18 protein-coding genes are annotated in these 16,850 nt (G+C 65.1%); 14 read left to right on the plus strand and 4 right to left on the minus strand.

Going from position 1 to position 16,850, the window contains the following annotated elements:
* Nucleotides 1–42 precede the first annotated feature (42 nt).
* The 11 genes from urtE to ureG all read left to right on the plus strand — a co-directional run bounded on the left by urtE (nt 43) and on the right by ureG (nt 8,117).
* Entirely contained in the window at nt 43–735 is a 693-nt protein-coding gene (gene urtE, locus LJ655_RS04595; protein ID WP_230560074.1) for an urea ABC transporter ATP-binding subunit UrtE, read from the plus strand.
* A gap of 72 nt (nt 736–807) precedes the next feature.
* A complete protein-coding gene (locus tag LJ655_RS04600; protein WP_230560075.1) occupies nt 808–1,167 on the plus strand; it encodes a hypothetical protein in 360 nt (119 codons plus the stop codon).
* A gap of 235 nt (nt 1,168–1,402) precedes the next feature.
* Nucleotides 1,403–1,600 (plus strand): hypothetical protein, encoded by a 198-nt coding sequence (locus LJ655_RS04605; protein ID WP_230560076.1) that lies wholly within the window; start codon nt 1,403–1,405, stop codon nt 1,598–1,600.
* A 78-nt stretch (nt 1,601–1,678) separates the two neighbouring features.
* A complete protein-coding gene (locus tag LJ655_RS04610) occupies nt 1,679–2,548 on the plus strand; it encodes an urease accessory protein UreD (protein ID WP_230560077.1) in 870 nt (289 codons plus the stop codon).
* Nucleotides 2,549–2,766: 218 nt separating this feature from the next.
* Complete coding sequence (locus LJ655_RS04615; RefSeq protein WP_230560078.1) at nt 2,767–3,579, plus strand: transporter substrate-binding domain-containing protein; 813 nt, start codon at nt 2,767–2,769, stop codon at nt 3,577–3,579.
* A gap of 146 nt (nt 3,580–3,725) precedes the next feature.
* On the plus strand, nt 3,726–4,028 hold the full coding sequence (gene ureA, locus LJ655_RS04620) for an urease subunit gamma (RefSeq protein ID WP_008923043.1): 303 nt from the start codon (nt 3,726–3,728) through the stop codon (nt 4,026–4,028).
* Between the two features lie 25 nt (nt 4,029–4,053).
* The gene (locus LJ655_RS04625) at nt 4,054–4,359 is read left to right on the plus strand and encodes an urease subunit beta (protein WP_230560079.1); all 306 of its coding nucleotides are present in this window, start codon (nt 4,054–4,056) and stop codon (nt 4,357–4,359) included.
* 64 nt (nt 4,360–4,423) lie between these two features.
* Nucleotides 4,424–6,130 (plus strand): urease subunit alpha, encoded by a 1,707-nt coding sequence (gene ureC / locus LJ655_RS04630; RefSeq protein ID WP_230560080.1) that lies wholly within the window; start codon nt 4,424–4,426, stop codon nt 6,128–6,130.
* 2 nt (nt 6,131–6,132) lie between these two features.
* Nucleotides 6,133–6,774 (plus strand): urease accessory protein UreE, encoded by a 642-nt coding sequence (gene ureE, locus LJ655_RS04635; RefSeq protein WP_230560081.1) that lies wholly within the window; start codon nt 6,133–6,135, stop codon nt 6,772–6,774.
* Nucleotides 6,761–7,441, plus strand: coding sequence for an urease accessory protein UreF (locus LJ655_RS04640; protein WP_230560269.1), 681 nt, complete (start codon nt 6,761–6,763; stop codon nt 7,439–7,441). The genes ureE and LJ655_RS04640 overlap by 14 nt, the downstream gene beginning before the upstream one ends.
* A 19-nt stretch (nt 7,442–7,460) precedes the next feature.
* Complete coding sequence (ureG, locus tag LJ655_RS04645) at nt 7,461–8,117, plus strand: urease accessory protein UreG (RefSeq protein WP_230560082.1); 657 nt, start codon at nt 7,461–7,463, stop codon at nt 8,115–8,117.
* A 126-nt stretch (nt 8,118–8,243) separates the two neighbouring features.
* Here the strand turns inward: ureG and waaA are convergent, their stop codons facing one another.
* The 4 genes from waaA to LJ655_RS04665 all read right to left on the minus strand — a co-directional run bounded on the left by waaA (nt 8,244) and on the right by LJ655_RS04665 (nt 13,194).
* On the minus strand, nt 8,244–9,557 hold the full coding sequence (gene waaA, locus LJ655_RS04650) for a lipid IV(A) 3-deoxy-D-manno-octulosonic acid transferase (RefSeq protein WP_230560083.1): 1,314 nt from the start codon (nt 9,555–9,557) through the stop codon (nt 8,244–8,246).
* 100 nt (nt 9,558–9,657) lie between these two features.
* Complete coding sequence (gene kdoO, locus LJ655_RS04655; protein ID WP_230560084.1) at nt 9,658–10,542, minus strand: Kdo hydroxylase KdoO; 885 nt, start codon at nt 10,540–10,542, stop codon at nt 9,658–9,660.
* An 80-nt stretch (nt 10,543–10,622) separates the two neighbouring features.
* Nucleotides 10,623–11,564, minus strand: a complete 942-nt coding sequence (gene waaC / locus LJ655_RS04660) for a lipopolysaccharide heptosyltransferase I (protein WP_230560270.1) — start codon at nt 11,562–11,564, stop codon at nt 10,623–10,625.
* Between the two features lie 235 nt (nt 11,565–11,799).
* The gene (locus LJ655_RS04665; RefSeq protein WP_230560085.1) at nt 11,800–13,194 is read right to left on the minus strand and encodes a phosphomannomutase/phosphoglucomutase; all 1,395 of its coding nucleotides are present in this window, start codon (nt 13,192–13,194) and stop codon (nt 11,800–11,802) included.
* A gap of 329 nt (nt 13,195–13,523) precedes the next feature.
* On the opposite strand from LJ655_RS04665, the gene LJ655_RS04670 reads away from it, so the two are divergent.
* From LJ655_RS04670 to LJ655_RS04680, 3 genes are all read left to right on the plus strand, one after another.
* Nucleotides 13,524–14,786, plus strand: a complete 1,263-nt coding sequence (locus LJ655_RS04670; RefSeq protein WP_230560086.1) for an oligosaccharide flippase family protein — start codon at nt 13,524–13,526, stop codon at nt 14,784–14,786.
* Nucleotides 14,783–15,613, plus strand: coding sequence for a glycosyltransferase (locus tag LJ655_RS04675; protein WP_230560087.1), 831 nt, complete (start codon nt 14,783–14,785; stop codon nt 15,611–15,613). The genes LJ655_RS04670 and LJ655_RS04675 overlap by 4 nt, the downstream gene beginning before the upstream one ends.
* Nucleotides 15,614–15,691: 78 nt before the next feature.
* Entirely contained in the window at nt 15,692–16,840 is a 1,149-nt protein-coding gene (locus LJ655_RS04680) for a glycosyltransferase family 4 protein (protein ID WP_230560088.1), read from the plus strand.
* Nucleotides 16,841–16,850: the final 10 nt, after the last annotated feature.

Consider the following 16,850-nt stretch of genomic DNA (forward strand, 5'->3'; position numbering starts at 1 on the left):
TCGTCAACCCGGAAGGCGTCAACCCGACAGGACGACTGAACAATGCTCGAAGTAGACCGACTGAATCAATACTACGGTGGCAGCCATATTCTGCGCGACGTGAAGCTGAGCGTGCCCGACGGCAAATTGACGGTGCTGCTCGGGCGCAACGGCGTCGGCAAGACCACATTGTTGCGCTGCCTGATGGGCGTCGTGCCCGCGAAAAGCGGCGCGATCGCATGGCGTGGCGCACCGCTGACCAAGCTGCCGACCTATGCGCGGGTCGCCCAAGGGCTCGCCTACGTGCCGCAGGGCCGCGATATTTTTCCGCGCCTCACCGTCGAGGAAAATCTGCTGGTGGGCGCCGCGAGCCGAACAGCGCCGAAGAAGATTCCCGAGCGCATCTACGAGCTGTTTCCGGTACTGAAGGACATGCGCAGCCGGCGCGGCGGCGACCTGTCCGGCGGACAGCAGCAACAGCTCGCGATCGGCCGCGCGCTGATGAGCGAGCCGCAACTGTTGATCCTCGACGAGCCGACCGAGGGCATCCAGCCGTCGATCATTCAGGACATCGGCCGCACGCTGCGACAACTCGTCGAGGAAATGGGCATGACCGTGCTGCTCGTCGAGCAGTATTACGACTTCGCGAAAGCGATCGCCGACCACTACTGGGTGATGAGCCGCGGCGAAATCATCGCGGGTGGCGAGGGAGCGAAGATGGATGCCGATGGGGTGCGGGGGTTGATCGCCGTGTAAGCCCGCTCAAGTTATCCGCCGCGCAACCGTTACACAGGCTAGGCGCCGCAACGGTTCGATCAGGTGGACATCATGTACGACAAAAAGCAGGTCAGACGCGAGTTCTACAGAAACCCAGCCTCTTATTGCAGGGTGATGAACGTCGTGTCGGCGGTCACCTTCGGCTTATTCCACGTGGACAGCGGCGGTACGGCCGGCATGCTGTCGGTGCACTGGGAAAAGCTCGGCAACGAACTCGCGCCCCAATTGCACGCGTACTACGACAGCTGGCACGTGCTCGCGTCGTTTCCCGACGTGCTCGCGAAAATGGCCGTGACGACCGGTTCGTCGTGCTCACCGGAAGCCTTTTGTCAGCTATTGCTCGACTGCGGCTTCATCAATCGCGCGGAACGCGGCGTGGAGGATCACGCCGAGCCGACGCTCGTACGCTAGGGTCTGATTACATATGGAACGCACGTGCGAATGCCCGCTATCGGCCGCAGGGCAAGGAGTAAGGAGCGCTGCGTGGCCGCGCCACGTGAGCGACGCACGACGCCGCCATGCGGCCGATAGCGGGCATTCCCCTGAAATGAAATCACGCAATGGGGTGCGTTCCATATGTAAACAGACCCTGACCGCAACCCCACCGGGATTGTCGGCACAACATCAATTCAGTAAGGAGAAAAGCATGTCCGTGATGGTTCACGTCGAATATCAGTACTGCCAACATGGCAAGAGAGCGGTTTTGACAGGCAGCGAGTCACTGACCGTGGAGGAAAACACCCCGCGCGCGGTTCTTTCGTTGCTGCGGCTGCTGCATCCGCAGTGGGAGGGCATCAAGGTGCTATCGGTGACCGAGGCCGCGCCTGAAGGGACCGCGCCGTAGCCGAGAAGATCGCGCAGGTTGCGCGCGTCGACACGCGTGCTATTCTCGCTCGACCACGCCGATCCCCCATCCATCCGCATGTCGCTCCACGAAAACCACGCCACGCTCGCCACCGCTCACACGCCGTGGCGCGCACGTCTCGAACTCGGTTTCGTCAGCGGTGACGGGCGCACGACGCTCGCGCACCGGCTTCACGATGGACCGCTGCGCGTGCAACGGCCGCTCTATCCGGAAGGCCCGGCGATCTGCCATGCGGTGATCGTGCATCCACCCGGCGGCGTCGCGGGTGGCGATCAACTCGACATCGACATCGCGCTCGCCGCGCACACGCATGCGGTGCTCACGACGCCCGGCGCGACCAAGTGGTACAAGTCGAACGGCCGCGCGGCGCGCCAGCGCATCGCACTGCAGGTCGGCGAGCATGCCAAGCTCGACTGGCTGCCGCAGAACAACATCGTGTTCGATCACGCGAACGCGCAACTCGATTTTTCGCTGACGCTCGCCGCCGGCGCGAGCGCGATCGGCTGGGATGCAACCCAGCTCGGACGGCAGGCGGCCCGGGAACGCTGGTCGGCGGGCAGCTTGCGCGCGGTGTCGCGCATCGTCGGCGCCAATGGCGAGCTGCTGTGGTTCGAGCGCGCGAGCCTCAGTGCCGACGATCCCTTGCGCGACGCGCCGCAGGGACTTGCCGGCTTTCCGGCCTACGGCACGCTGTGGGCCGTAAGTGGTGCGTGCGACGACGCGCTCGCCGAGTCACTGAGCGCGCAGTTGCCGTTCGACGAAACGTTGCGCGCGGCCGCGTCGTGCGTGACGAACGGCGTGCTGCTCGTGCGCGCGGTGTCGCGTTCGATGGAAACGCTGCAGCACGCGCTCACGCGCTGCTGGCTGCAATTGCGGCCGGTCGTACATGGTGTCGCGGCGGTGCCGTTGCGGATCTGGTCGACCTGAGCGCGCCATCCTCGCTCTCGTCCCGCTCACATGCTTCGCGCACCACTTCGGCGCACGCGCAGGCCCCAACGATGGGCGCGCGCCAGCACAGCGTGCCGACAACCCACACCACATCGCGATGGCACGCAGATTGCATCGGATTCGCCACTTCGCGGCCGGCCACGAGGAAGCCGGCGACTCCTCGACACCAACGACATCACCACCACCGCTCACGCCCCATGAACCGCACTTTCTCCCGCCCCGCGCGCCGTGCTCTGCTGGCCGCATTGCTCGCCCTGCCCATCGTCGCCGACCTCGCGTTTCATGCGGGTGCCGCGCGCGCCGACACGCTCGACAACATCACGAAGGCCGGTGTGCTGAAGGTCGCCGTGCCGGAGGACTATCCGCCGTTCGGCTCGGTCGGCCCCGACATGAAGCCGCAAGGCTATGACATCGACACGGCCGCGCTGCTTGCCAAAGCGATGAACGTGAAGCTCGAACTCGTGCCGGTCAACAGCGCAAACCGCATTCCGTATCTGCAAACTGGCAAGGTCGATCTGGTGATCTCGTCGCTCGGCAAAACGCCCGAGCGCGAGAAGGTGATCGACTTCTCGACTGCTTACGCGCCGTACTACCAGGGCGTGTTCGGTCCCGCCGACATCAAGGTGAGCGGTCCGGCCGACCTCACCGGCAAGACGGTCGGCGCGACGCGCGGGGCGCTCGAGGAAATCGGCCTCACGCAGATGGCGCCGAACGCGACGATCAAACGCTTCGAAGACAATAACGCGACGATCGCCGCGTTCCTGTCCGGCCAGGTGCAGCTGATCGCGGCCGGCAACATCGTCGCGGCCGCGATCCTCGCGAAGAATCCGCCGCGCCGTCCGGAGCCGAAGTTCGTGATCAAGAATTCGCCCTGCTTCGTCGGCATGAACAAGAACGAACCGCGCCTGCAACAGAAGGTCGATGCCGCGATCGCGCAGGCCAAGCAAGACGGCACGCTCGCCGCGATGTCGAAGAAGTGGTTCGGTGCGCCGCTGCCCGCCGATCTGTAAAGCTGCGAGCGCGGTTGTAAGCGCGCCGTTAGCCGGACTTGCTACCGTCACCGGCTGATGGCGCGACGCGCGGACCCCGTCACCGCGACGCGACGCAATACAACGATTTCGCCGCCACGACACATCAACGCCGAGACCCACACCCGATGAAGCTGACACCTCGCGAGAAGGACAAGCTGCTGATCTTCACCGCCGCCCTGCTCGCCGAACGGCGCCGCGCGCGCGGCCTCAAGCTCAATTATCCGGAGGCGGTCGCCTTCATCACCGCCGCGCTGATGGAAGCCGCGCGCGACGGCAAGAGCGTCGCCGAGGTGATGCACTATGGCACCACGCTGCTCACGCGCGCCGACGTGATGGAGGGGGTGCCCGAGATGATCCCCGACATCCAGGTCGAAGCGACGTTCCCCGATGGCACGAAGCTCGTCACCGTCCATCATCCGATTCCCTGAACCCCTCAGCGTCAAGGCAGGCTCCATGATTCCCGGCGAACTTCTCATCGACGACGGTGAGCACGAACTGAACGCGGGCCGCGCGACGGTCACGGTGGTCGTGTCGAATACCGGCGACCGCCCCGTGCAGATCGGCTCGCACTACCATTTCTACGAAGTGAACGACGCGCTATCGTTCGATCGCGAAGCGGCGCGCGGCTTTCGCCTGAACATTGCGGCGGGCACTGCGGTGCGTTTCGAGCCCGGCCAGGAGCGCACGGTCGAGCTCGTCGCGCTTGCGGGCGAGCGCATCGTCTACGGTTTCAACGGCAAGGTGATGGGCCAGCTGTAATGCGACGCCCACGCCCTGGCGTTTCGCGCGCCCCGCTCCGCCTTGTTCATTCCGGACCCACACCATGACACTACGCATTGGCCGCCGCGCATACGCGGAGATGTTCGGCCCCACCACCGGCGACCGCGTGCGCCTCGCCGACACGGACCTGCTGATCGAGATCGAACGCGACTTCACGACCTACGGCGAAGAGGTCAAGTTCGGCGGCGGCAAGGTGATTCGCGACGGCATGGGCCAGTCGCAGCGCGTGCATGCCGACGTCGCCGATACCGTCGTGACGAACGCGGTGATCCTCGATCACTGGGGCATCGTGAAGGCCGACATCGGCATCAAGGACGGCCGCATCGCCGCGATCGGCAAGGCCGGCAATCCCGACATCCAGCCGAACGTGACGATCGCGATTGGCGCCGCCACCGAAGTGATCGCGGGTGAAGGACTGATCGTGACCGCGGGCGGCATCGATACGCACATCCACTTCATCAGTCCGCAGCAGATCGAGGAAGCGCTCGCGAGCGGCGTGACGACGATGCTCGGCGGCGGCACGGGCCCCGCGACCGGCACGAATGCGACCACCTGCACGCCGGGACCGTGGCATCTCGAACGCATGCTGCAGGCCGCCGATGGTTATCCGATGAACCTCGGCTTTCTCGGCAAGGGCAACGTGAGCCAGCCGGCCCCGCTTACCGAACAGATCGCCGCGGGCGCGATCGGTTTGAAGCTGCACGAAGACTGGGGCACGACGCCCGCGGCGATCGACAACTGTCTGTCCGTCGCCGACGATACCGACACGCAGGTCGCGATCCACACGGATACGCTCAACGAAGCGGGCTTCGTCGAAGCGACGGTGGCCGCGTTCAAAGGCCGCACGATCCACACGTATCACACCGAAGGCGCGGGCGGCGGTCACGCGCCCGACATCATCAAGGTGTGCGGCGAAGCGAACGTGCTGCCTTCGTCGACGAATCCGACGCGGCCCTATACGGTCAACACGCTGGACGAGCATCTCGACATGCTGATGGTGTGCCATCACCTGGACCCGTCGATTGCCGAAGACATCGCGTTCGCCGAATCGCGGATTCGTCGCGAGACGATCGCGGCCGAGGACATCCTGCACGATCTCGGCGCGCTGTCGATGCTTTCTTCGGATTCTCAGGCGATGGGCCGCGTCGGCGAAGTGATCATCCGCACCTGGCAGACCGCGCACAAGATGAAGGCGCAGCGTGGCGCGCTCCCCGAGGACAACGCGCGCCACGACAATTTCCGCGCGAAACGCTACGTGGCGAAGTACACGATCAATCCGGCGATCACGCACGGCATCGCGCATGAAGTCGGTTCGATCGAGCCCGGCAAGTGGGCCGACCTCGTGTTCTGGGAACCGGCGTTTTTCGGCATCAAGCCCTCGTTGATCCTCAAGGGCGGCATGATCGCGATGGCGCAGATGGGCGATCCGAATGCCTCGATTCCGACGCCGCAGCCCGTGCACTATCGCGAGATGTTCGCGACGCGCGGCGGCGCGTTGGGCCGCACGTCGCTGACCTTCGTGTCGCAGATGGCCGCCGATGCCAACGTTGCCGAACGCTACGGTTTGGAAAAGCGTATCGTCGCGGTGAAGAACTGCCGCAACGTGACGAAGGCCGACATGATTCACAACGCGTGGCGCCCGAACATCAGCGTCGACCCTGAAACCTACCAGGTGATCGCCGACGGCCAGTTGCTGACCTGCGAGCCGGCCGCCGTGCTGCCAATGGCGCAACGCTATTTCCTGTTCTGACCATGCGCACACTGAACAAGCTCCTCGCGCCGCATCTGAAGGTTGCGCCCGTACTCGTCAAGCGCGCGCCGACGCTGACGCTGGCGTTCGATGCACGTCGCAAGAGCCGTCTCGCCGCGACGCTCGACAACGGCGAGGAAGTCGCATTGCTGTTGCCGCGCGGCACCGTGCTGCGCGATGGGGATGTGCTCGTGGCCGATGATGGCGGGCTCGTGCGTGTCGTTGCCGCTCATGAAGCCGTGCTTTACGTGCGCGCTCCGGATGCGTTGACGCTGACGCGGGCTGCCTATCACCTCGGCAATCGTCATACGCCGGTCGAAGTGGGCACCGATTATCTGAAGCTCGAATACGATCCGGTGCTCGCCGACATGCTCACACGGATCGGCGCGACGGTCGAACAGGTGTCGCTGCCTTTCCAGCCCGAAGCCGGTGCGTATGGCGGCGGCCATAAGCATGGGCACGACGAGACGTTCGCCGAGGACTATGCGCTCGCGCAGCAGGTGTTCGACGAGCATCATGGGCATGAGCATCCGCATAACCATGCGGGTTCCTCGCACTCGCATTCGCACGATCACGGCCATGACCACGTGCACGACGAATCGTGCGGACATGGACACCCTCCTCATCATCATGCGCATCGCTGAACTCACCGCGCTGCTGCATCTCGCGTCGCCGGCGCTGCCGATCGGCGCGTTCAGCTATTCGCAGGGACTCGAAGCGGCGATCGAGGCACGGCTCGTCACCGACGCCGACTCCGCGCGCAGATGGATTGAACGCGGCTTGACCGATGTGCTCGCGCGCGGCGAGTTGCCGTTTCTCGCGCAGCAAATCGAACGCTGGCGCACGCACGACGCCGGTGAACTCGCCGACGCCAACGCCGAATTTCTCGCGAGTCGCGAGTCCGCCGAACTGCGCCGCGAAACCGAACAGATGGGCTGGTCGCTGCGGCAGCTATGCGTGTCGCTCGAATGGGGCGACGCGGCCCGACGCGCGACGCTCGCGTCCATCACGCCGCTCGCGCAACCTACCGCGTTCGCGTTCGCCGCCCACGCGCACGATGCTCCCGTCGATGCCGCGCTGGCCGCCTATGCGTTCAGCTGGGTCGAGAACCAGGCCGCCGCCGCGTTGAAGGCGGTGCCGCTCGGCCAGCTCGCGGGACAGCGCATCATCGTCGCGCTGCGCGAGCCGATCGACGCGGCCGTTGCGCGCGCGCTCGCGACCTCGCGTGAGAACCTCAACACGTTCGCGCCGCAGCTCGGCATTCTGTCGGCGCGTCACGAGTCGCAGTATTCGCGGCTCTTCCGCTCGTAGCACGATCACACGATCCATCATGAACGCACCTCATCAACCTGCTTTTCCCACCCAGACCCGCACGAAGAAGCTGCCGCCGCTACGCGTGGGCGTCGGCGGCCCGGTCGGCTCGGGCAAGACCACGCTGCTCGAAATGCTGTGCAAGGCGATGCGCGAACGGTACGACCTCGTCGCGATCACGAACGACATCTACACGAAAGAAGACCAGCGTCTGCTGACCGTGGCGGGCGCGCTGCCGGCCGAGCGGATCATGGGCGTCGAGACGGGCGGCTGCCCGCACACGGCGATCCGCGAGGACGCGTCGATCAACCTCGAAGCGGTCGACCGCATGCTCGCGCGTTTTCCTGACGCGGACATCGTGTTCATCGAATCGGGCGGCGACAACCTCGCGGCGACCTTCAGCCCGGAACTGTCGGATCTGACGATCTACGTGATCGACGTGGCGGGCGGCGAGAAGATTCCGCGCAAGGGTGGGCCCGGGATCACGAAGTCGGACCTGCTCGTGATCAACAAGACGGATCTCGCGCCGCTGGTGGGCGCGAACCTTGACGTGATGGCATCGGATGCGAAGAAGATGCGTGGGGAACGGCCGTTTGTGATGTGTAATTTGAAGGCGCTCGAAGGGCTCGACGAGGTGGTGAAATTTATCGAAAAGAAGGGATTGTTGACCGTGTAAGCAAGTAACGCTTCACTCGCCCGGATGGCATTCGAGTAGAAATGCCATCATCTCGCTTCCCTCCTTCGAGAGGTAGAAGCGCACCATCTTTTTTATGGCTGCACGAAACGAGGTCCCGCTCGATTGTCATTCCGGCAACAGCGCCGCCAACACATCCACCGTCCTCGCGGTCGCCCCCCGATGTCTTGCTGCGAACGCAGCAGCCGCACCACCCATCGCAAGCCGCCGCGCCTTGTCGCCGAATAGTTCGCGCAGCGCGCGCGCCAGATCCGCCGGGTCCTGCACCTGCACGGCGGCACCTGCCGCGACCGCATCGACGGTGGCCTGCGTGAAGTTGAACACGTGCGGCCCGATCAGCACCGGCACGCCGACCGCGCAGGCTTCGATCAGGTTCTGTCCGCCGAGCGGCAACAGGCTGCCGCCGATAAACGCCAGATCCGACGCCGCGTAGTAAGCGCCCAACTCGCCCATCGAATCGCCGAGCAGAACGTTCACGTCATGCGGCAACGGCGGCACGCCGCCGGCGCCACTGGCCGCCGCCGATGCGACCTTCGCATCGGGTGCCCAGGCCGATCGACGTTCGAGCCGCAACCCCGCCTTCTCGACGAGCGCGGCGACTTCATTGAAGCGCTGCGGATGACGCGGCACCAGAATCAGCAGCGCATCGTCGACGCCAAGCGCCGCGAGCGCTTCGAGCACAAGTGCCTCTTCGCCCTCGCGCGTGCTCGCCGCCACCCACACGGGCCGCGTACCGATCGCCGCGCGCCATGCGTGGCCACGCGCCGCGAGTTCGGGCGGCGTAGTCATGTCGAACTTCAGATTGCCGAGCACCGCGACGTTGCGCGCACCGAGCGCGGTCAACCGCTCGGCATCGGACGGACTCTGCGCGAGCACGCGCGCGAAGCCGCCGAACACGTCCTTCGCCGCGCCGCCGAACTTCGCTGCGCGCTTATACGAACGCGCCGACATCCGCGCGTTGGTCAGCACGAGCGGCACGTCGGCGCGCCGGCATTCGTCGATCAAGGTCGGCCATACCTCGGTTTCCATCACGAGACCGAGCGACGGCCGCCATGCGCGCAAGAAGCGCCGTACCGCACGGGGCATGTCGTACGGAAGATAGCTGCGCAGCACGCGGTCGCCGAAAATCTCGATGCCGGTCGCGCGGCCGCTCGGCGTCATGTGCGTGAGCACAATGCGCGCGTCAGGACGCGCCTTCATCAGTGCTTCGATCAACGGCTGCGCGGCGCGCGTCTCGCCGACCGATACTGCATGCACCCAGATCACCGGCGCGCCGTCTTCGGGCAAGCGAGCGCGCGAGTAACCGAAGCGCTCGCCGATATGCTCGCGATAACCGCGCTCCTTGCGCGAACGGATCAACAGACGCAGCACCGCAAGCGGCGCGATGAGCCACCAGAGCGCGCGATAGATCGCTCTTAGCATCGCCGCTCCGTGTGGTTGCCCCGCTTCGCAAAGCGTGCGGCGCTGGTTAGCGGTCTGCGTGCCGGCCGCGCTTGCCGAGCTCTCGACTCAACCGCCGCGCTCAAACCAGCGCCCTGCCCTTCAGGCGTTCGAGAATACCGAGCGGCGCGCATTCCGGCTGCGCCATTGCCTTCACCGGCAGGAAGAAGGTCTGCTCCAGCATGAACTGGCCGGACATGACCGCGTGCGAGGTTTGATCAGAGAAGCACACCCACACGCTGCCCGGCGGAAACGGCATGGTCTCCTGCGGGCACGTCTTCTGATAGTCGAGGTCGGCCTTCATGCCGTCGTGCAGATTGAGCATCAGGTGGTCGTACTCGCTGCGCGGCGATTTGGTGACGTGCAGCAGGTTGAGCAACCACGCGGAGCCCGGCATCTGCGGCTTGATGCGCGGCAGGAAGCGTTGCGCCATGTCCTCGAACGGCTCGCCAACGCGCCACACGCGCGGCACGCCATGCGGATTCACGTTGGTAAACACGCGCAGGATGCGCTCGCCGTAGTTCGGCCGCGACGGAAACGCGTCGACGTGCAAACGGCTATCGTCCTTGCGCCAAGAGGTTTCGCGGGTCTCGACCTGATGCAGTCGCAGGCTCGTCGGCGCGACACGCAGCTTGCCGTTGTACTCGGGAAAGAGCCCGTCGACGAGCGTGCGCGCATTCGCCTGATAACGCGCGATCAACGCGCGCACCGCCGACTGCGTGACCGCATCGCCGGCCACGCCATGCAGCGCGCCGCCATTCGGTTCGAGGCTGATGTTCTTGCGATTCGGATCGGCGAGCGCGGGATCGAGCAGCGCTTGCTCGCCACCTTCGATCGCGAAGCGCAGATTCGGGAAGTACAGCACCTTGCCGCGCTCGACGGCGGCGAGCAGCGTTTCGCGCGGCACGGACAGGTTGGCGCCGTGCCAGTCGGCGTTCGCTACTTCGATGATCTGGGTTTCGTTCATGGTCGCCCTTGGGAACGGAGGGTGCGCAAGGCGAAGCGCACCCACGGGTTGCAGCAGGTGCCGATGACTGCCGGCCCGGGTTACAGCAAGCCGAATGCGGCCAGCGCCGACTTGACCTGCTGCAGCGTCGGCGGCTGCCCGGCCGCACCGAGATTGACGACGTTCGACGACCAGTAGCCGCCGGTGCGCCACGCGGTGGAGAAATTGTACAACTCGACCGTAGGCCGCTTCAGCGCCGCGGCGATGTGAACCAGACCTGTATCAACGCCGACCGTCGCCGCCGCGCCATCGATCAGCCCGACCACCGCCGGCAGCGACAGCTTGGGCGGTACGATCGCGGCCGCACCGAACTCCTTCGCGAGCCGCTCGCTCGTCGCGCGCTCGGCGTCGCTGCCCCATGGCAGCACGATCGACGCGCCGCGCCGCACGAGCGACTGCCCCAGTTCGATCCACGCGGCGTCGGGCCACTGCTTGTCGGCGCGCGAAGTCGCGTGCACGAACACCACGTAGGGCACCGGCAGGTTCAGATTCGCCTGCGACAGCGCAAGCGCGGCGCGCCCGGTGTCGAGACCGAAGTCGATGTCGTCGGTGGGTTGCGGCGGTGGATCGTTCAGCGCCGCGGCCACCAGTTGCCGCGTGCGTTCGACCACGTGCGTGCGCGGCGCGATCGGCACGCGCCGTCCGTAAAAGAAGCGCACCGGCCATTCGTAGCCGGCGCCCTCAGTGCGATTGCCGAGGCCGACGAGCGGCCCGCGCGCCATGCTCGCGACCCACGCGGTCTTGATAAGCCCCTGGCAGTCGATCACGAGATCGTAGTGCTCGGCGGCGAGCGCGCGACGAAACGCGCCGATCTCGCGCCAGTTCCCGACCGACAGGATGCGTTTGCGCCAGCGCCGCAGCGACACGGGAATCGCGCGCCGCACGCCGGTCACGAGTTCCACCAGCCCGACGAAGCTTTCCTCGACGAGCCAGTCGATCTGCGCATCGGGATGGCGCCGCCGGATGTCGGCGATTGCGGGCATGTTATGAACGACGTCGCCGAGCGACGACACCCGCACGATCAGTATCTTTTGCGCGCTCAAGAGTGGGGAAACCGGCTATCCGGCTCGAAGATGCGTTGAGAGGACCGCAATTCTAGCGCGTCATCTGCGAAACGCATGAAAAACGCGGCGCGGTAAGGCAACCCGCGCCGCGTTCACTGGTGGCGACGCTTCGATCCGTCTGAACGAGGTTCGAAGCGGGCCGCCGCTTCAGCCGTCAGAACGGCAGTTTCGCATCGGCCTTCTCGGCGAGAATCACGCGGCGGAAGTCGTCCTGGATGCGCTTGAGCGCGGCGTCGTTGTCGGCTTCGAAACGCATCACGACGACGGGCGTCGTGTTCGACGAACGCGCGAGGCCGAAGCCGTCCGGATACTCGACGCGCAGGCCGTCGATCTTGACGACGTTGTCCGCGCCGGTGAACTTCGCGTTCTGCTGCAAACGCGCGATCAGCTCGAAGTTCTCGCCTTCTTCGAGCTTCAGTTGCAGTTCGGGGGTGGAGTGCGAGTTCGGCAGCGAGTTCAGCAGCTTGCTCGGGTCGGCGACGCGCGTGAGGATTTCGAGCAGACGCGCGCCGGTGTACAGGCCGTCGTCGAAACCGTACCAGCGGTCCTTGAAGAACACGTGGCCGCTCATTTCGCCCGCGAGCGGGGCGCCCGTTTCGCGCAGCTTCGCCTTCACGAGCGAGTGGCCGGTCTTCCACATCAGCGGCTCGCCGCCCTTTTCCTTGACCCACTTCGCGAGATTGCGCGTGCACTTCACGTCGTAGATGATCTGCGCGCCCTTGTTGCGCGACAGCACTTCTTCGGCGAACAGCATCAGCTGGCGGTCCGGGTAGATGATCTGTCCATCTTTGGTGACGACGCCGAGGCGGTCGCCGTCGCCGTCGAACGCGAAGCCGATTTCCGCATCCGTCTCCTTCAGCGCGCGAATCACGTCCTCCAGGTTCTCGGGGTGCGCCGGATCCGGGTGATGATTCGGGAAGTTGCCGTCGACTTCGGTGAACAGTTCGACGAGTTCGCAGCCGAGCTTCCTGAACAGCTTCGGCGCAAGCGCACCGGCCACGCCGTTGCCGGTATCGACCACGATCTTGATCGGACGCGCGAGCTTCACGTCGCTCGTGATGCGCTCGAGATACGCGTCGGCGATGTCGTACTCGGTGTACGAACCGCTGCCCTGCGCGAAGTTTTCATCGACGATGCGCTGATGCAGCGCGAGAATCTGCTCGCCGTAAATGGCCGCGCCGCGCAACACCATCTTGAAGCCGTTGTAGTCGGGCGGATTGTGGCTACCGGTCACGACGATGCACGAATCGACGCGGCGCTCGCCGCCCGCGAGTTTCAACGGCACGCTCGCCGCGAAGTAGCCGACCGGCGTGGGCACCATGCCAACGTTGACCACATCGACGCCCGCTGCACGCAGACCGTCGGACAGCGCCGCGATCAGCTCGGGACCCGAGAGCCGCCCGTCGCGTGCGACCACCACGGCGTCGCCGCCCTGCGCACGCACTTCGCTGCCGAACGCACGGCCAATGGAACGCGCGGCGTCGGCGTCGAGGGTCTTGCCAATGACACCACGAATGTCATACGCCTTGAAAATGGATTTGGAGATCATATTGGCTCACTTGCGTGCAATGGAAAATTTTGACCTGGGCATCGACGATAACCGGTAAAAATCGCATAAAAAATCGCGAAAAAAACCGCGGCAATGCTCACGTTAAAAACGTGTGGCACCACGCCTCGATGCGCCCTTGCCGGAAGCGGTCCGGTTCCAACTTATAATTGCGTTCTTCTGACCAGCCTGAGTACTGCCATTCTAATGCTTAGACGCCCTCCTTTTGCAAAGTTGCCGAGGCTGCCGGCCGGGCGGGCGAACGCGCATGGCACTGCATGCAGGGCCGCGCGAGGCGGCTTGACCGGCGCGCAGCGGCGAACGGCCAACGGATGCTGACGCTCAAGCGCTTCGCCAATCCGGACGTCTCGCGCGCGTTGACGAACATCGTCTGGCTGGGGCTCGAGCGGCTCACGCAGATCGGCGTCGCGATCGTGATCAGCGGCATGCTCGCGCGGTACTTCGGGCCCGATACGTTCGGCAAATGGCAGTACGCGAACACGCTGCTGCTGGTGCTCTCGCCCATCACCTGGGTCTGCGGCGCGGAAATCCTCGTACCAACCATCGTCAGCCGGCCGCCCGAACAACTCGGCACCGTGCTCGGCAGCGCCTTTGCGCTGCGCATTTGCGTGTCGGCCGCGGCGGTGCTGCTCACGTGGCTCGCGATTGCACTGCATTGGTTCGAACCGCTCGTCGGCGCGATGCTCGCGGGTCTCGCGGTGACCATGCTGTTTCGCGAACCGTTCGTCGGCGTGATCAACGCGTGGCTACAGAGCATGACCTTTAGCAAGCCGCAGTTGCTGACCAGCATGAGCACAGCAGTAATCAAAGCCGGCCTCGTCTATCTGCTGGTTCAAGCGATGGCCGCGCCCGCGCGCTTCGGCTGGCTGTGGGCGCTCGAATCGGCGGCGATCGGCGCGGTGCTGTTGCTCTACTTTATGCGCCACCATGGCGGCAAGCTCGGCTGGCACCTCGACCGGACGCTCTTCAGGCATTTCGCGAGCGCGGGCACCGTGTTCTGGGTCGGACTCATCTGTATGTACCTGTTCCTGAAACTGGACCGGCTGATGCTCGAACGCGCCATTTCGTTCGCCGACCTCGGACGCTATTCGGCCGCCCAGCAGTTGAACGAGAACTGGATCACGCTCGCGCTGATGCTCGCGCAAACCATCGCGCCGGCGTTCGTCTATCGCGTGCAGGGCATCGCGCAACTGCGCCGCAACGTGTGGCGGCTCACCGCGCTGACCGCCGTGCTGATGGTGGGCGGCGCGCTGGTGCTCGATCTGCTCGCGGGCTTCATCATCCGCCGCGTGTTCGGGCCGGAATTCGAAGGCGCGATCGACATCTTCCGCTGGGCCGTATGGCTGTCCGTGCCGGCCGGTATCGAGGCGATCGGCAATCTGGTCGTCCTCAAGTATCAGGCCAAATTCGTGTTGCTCGCGAAGTGGCTGCTCGCGCTCGCCGTCGCGTTCGCGGTCAATCTGCTGGCGATCCCGCGACTCGGCGCATACGGCGCGCTCGTGGGCCTCGCGGCCGGCTATCTGACGGCCGCGTCGGTCAATCTTTATTACATCCGTTTCAAATTGCGCCCATGACGAATTCATCCGCCACCGCGCAAACCACGCTCGACGACGTCGCGGTGCTGATGCCCGCTTATAACGGCCAGGCCGCTGTCGATTCTACGCTCGCGTCGTTCGAGGAAAGTGCGCTGGTGCACGTACTGATCGTCGATGACGGCAGCACGCCGCCGATCGTCGCGCCCACGCTGTCGAACCTGAAGATCGAAGTGCTGCGCATGGGGCAGAACAGCGGCATCGAGCGCGCCCTGCAAACCGGCATCGACGCGCTCGCGCAGCGCGGCTTTCGCTATGCAGCGCGTATCGACGCGGGAGACCGCGCGGTGCCGCTGCGGCTCGCAAAGCAGCGCGCATTCATGGAAGCGCATCCGCATGTGGCGGGCCTCGGCATGTGGACCCAGGTCGTCACGCGCGCGGGCGAACCGGTTTTCATGCTGACGCCGCCGGCCGAGCCGAACGCGATCCGGCGCCAACGCTTTTTCCGCTCATGCCTCGCGCATCCCTCGATGATGCTGCGTATCGATGCCGTGCGCACGGTGGGCAACTATCGCGCCGAGTATCGTTCGGCCGAAGACCTCGATCTGTTCGTACGTCTGATGGAACGCTACGACTGCGCGAATCTGCCGGAACTCGGCCTCTATTACGAGCTGAACGAAGGCGGCATCAGCGCGACGAAGCGGCGCCGGCAGATCGGCTCGACGCTGCGTTTGCAGTTGCGCTACTTCAACGTGGCCAATCCGTACGACTGGCTGGGTCTCGCGAAGAATCTGCTGCATCTGGTCCTGCCCTATCGCACCTTGCAGCGGGTCAAGCGTGCGCTGCTCGCGCCGCGCGCAAGCGGTTGACTTGCGCTGCGTGTGAAACGCTGTCGCTGTATTCATTTCCCTGGTCCACACTTCATTCAACGTTCTGCCCTTCTTCGCATGAAGCCCTCTCTCAAGTCGACGCCCGCGCTGCGCGTTACACTGGTCTGCAACACGGCCTGGGCAATCTATACGTATCGGCAAGGGTTGATCCGCATGCTGATCGGCCGCGGCGTCGACGTGACGGTGCTCGCGCCGCGCGATCGCACGTTCGAGCTGCTCGCCGCAATGGGATGCCGCTGCATCGAGCTGCCGGTGGCGTCGAAGGGCACGAGTCCGGGCGAGGATCTGCGCACGCTCGTCGCGCTCTACCGGCAATACAGGGCGATTCGTCCGCACGTCGTGTTTCACTACACGATCAAGCCGAACATCTACGGCTCGATCGCGGCGAAGCTGGCCGGTGTGCAGTCGGTTGCGGTGACGACGGGACTCGGCTACGTGTTCATCCAGCACAGCCGCGCCGCGCAGATCGCCAAAAGACTGTATCGTTTCGCGTTCCGCTTTCCGCGCGAAGTGTGGTTCCTGAATCGCGACGATCAGGCCGCGTTCATCGACGGCAAGCTGCTCGCGCATCCCGAGCGCGCGCGGCTGTTGCACGGTGAGGGCGTCGATCTGGAGCAGTTCGCGTTCACGCCGCTCCACGAGCGCGCGGAGTTTCGTTTCGTGCTGATCGGGCGGCTGCTGTGGGACAAAGGCGTCGGCGAATACGTCGAAGCCGCGCGGCAGGTGCGCGCGCGCTACCGCCACGCGCGCTTCCAGCTGCTCGGGCCGGTCGGCGTCGACAATCCGAGCGCAATCACGCGCGACGAAGTCGCCGCGTGGGAACAGGAAGGCGTGATCGAGTATCTGGGCGAAGCGCACGACGTGCGGCCGTTCATCGCCGATGCCGATTGCGTGGTGCTGCCGTCGTATCGCGAAGGCGTGCCGCGCACGCTGATGGAAGCATCGGCGATGGGCCGGCCAATCGTCGCGACCGACGTGCCCGGCTGCCGCGAAGTGGTAGCCGATGGAGTCAACGGTTTGTTGTGTGAAGCGCGCAATGCGGCGAGCCTCGCCGCGAGCCTCGCGCGCATGCTCGACATGAGCATCGCCGAGCGGCGCGCAATGGCGGAACGCGGCCGACAGAAAGTCGCGACCGAATTCGACGAACGCATGGTCGTCGAAACGTATAAAGACCTGGTGCAAAAAATCACGGGCGTTTTACTTTAACGGAGTAACA

Origin of the sequence: Paraburkholderia translucens (genome assembly GCF_020881035.1) — a bacterium.
Lineage (GTDB): Bacteria > Pseudomonadota > Gammaproteobacteria > Burkholderiales > Burkholderiaceae > Paraburkholderia > Paraburkholderia translucens.

Coding starts and splice junctions, on each gene's coding strand:
- LJ655_RS04670 (WP_230560086.1), top strand. CDS start 13,524: ATGCTGACGCTCAAGCGCTTCGCCAATCCGGACGTCTCGCGCGCGTTG.
- ureG (WP_230560082.1), top strand. CDS start 7,461: ATGAACGCACCTCATCAACCTGCTTTTCCCACCCAGACCCGCACGAAG.
- LJ655_RS04605 (WP_230560076.1), top strand. CDS start 1,403: ATGTCCGTGATGGTTCACGTCGAATATCAGTACTGCCAACATGGCAAG.
- urtE (WP_230560074.1), top strand. CDS start 43: ATGCTCGAAGTAGACCGACTGAATCAATACTACGGTGGCAGCCATATT.
- waaA (WP_230560083.1), bottom strand. CDS start 9,557: ATGCTAAGAGCGATCTATCGCGCGCTCTGGTGGCTCATCGCGCCGCTT.
- kdoO (WP_230560084.1), bottom strand. CDS start 10,542: ATGAACGAAACCCAGATCATCGAAGTAGCGAACGCCGACTGGCACGGC.
- LJ655_RS04665 (WP_230560085.1), bottom strand. CDS start 13,194: ATGATCTCCAAATCCATTTTCAAGGCGTATGACATTCGTGGTGTCATT.
- LJ655_RS04625 (WP_230560079.1), top strand. CDS start 4,054: ATGATTCCCGGCGAACTTCTCATCGACGACGGTGAGCACGAACTGAAC.
- ureC (WP_230560080.1), top strand. CDS start 4,424: ATGACACTACGCATTGGCCGCCGCGCATACGCGGAGATGTTCGGCCCC.
- LJ655_RS04600 (WP_230560075.1), top strand. CDS start 808: ATGTACGACAAAAAGCAGGTCAGACGCGAGTTCTACAGAAACCCAGCC.
- LJ655_RS04680 (WP_230560088.1), top strand. CDS start 15,692: ATGAAGCCCTCTCTCAAGTCGACGCCCGCGCTGCGCGTTACACTGGTC.
- waaC (WP_230560270.1), bottom strand. CDS start 11,564: ATGCCCGCAATCGCCGACATCCGGCGGCGCCATCCCGATGCGCAGATC.
- LJ655_RS04615 (WP_230560078.1), top strand. CDS start 2,767: ATGAACCGCACTTTCTCCCGCCCCGCGCGCCGTGCTCTGCTGGCCGCA.
- ureE (WP_230560081.1), top strand. CDS start 6,133: ATGCGCACACTGAACAAGCTCCTCGCGCCGCATCTGAAGGTTGCGCCC.
- ureA (WP_008923043.1), top strand. CDS start 3,726: ATGAAGCTGACACCTCGCGAGAAGGACAAGCTGCTGATCTTCACCGCC.
- LJ655_RS04675 (WP_230560087.1), top strand. CDS start 14,783: ATGACGAATTCATCCGCCACCGCGCAAACCACGCTCGACGACGTCGCG.
- LJ655_RS04610 (WP_230560077.1), top strand. CDS start 1,679: ATGTCGCTCCACGAAAACCACGCCACGCTCGCCACCGCTCACACGCCG.
- LJ655_RS04640 (WP_230560269.1), top strand. CDS start 6,761: ATGCGCATCGCTGAACTCACCGCGCTGCTGCATCTCGCGTCGCCGGCG.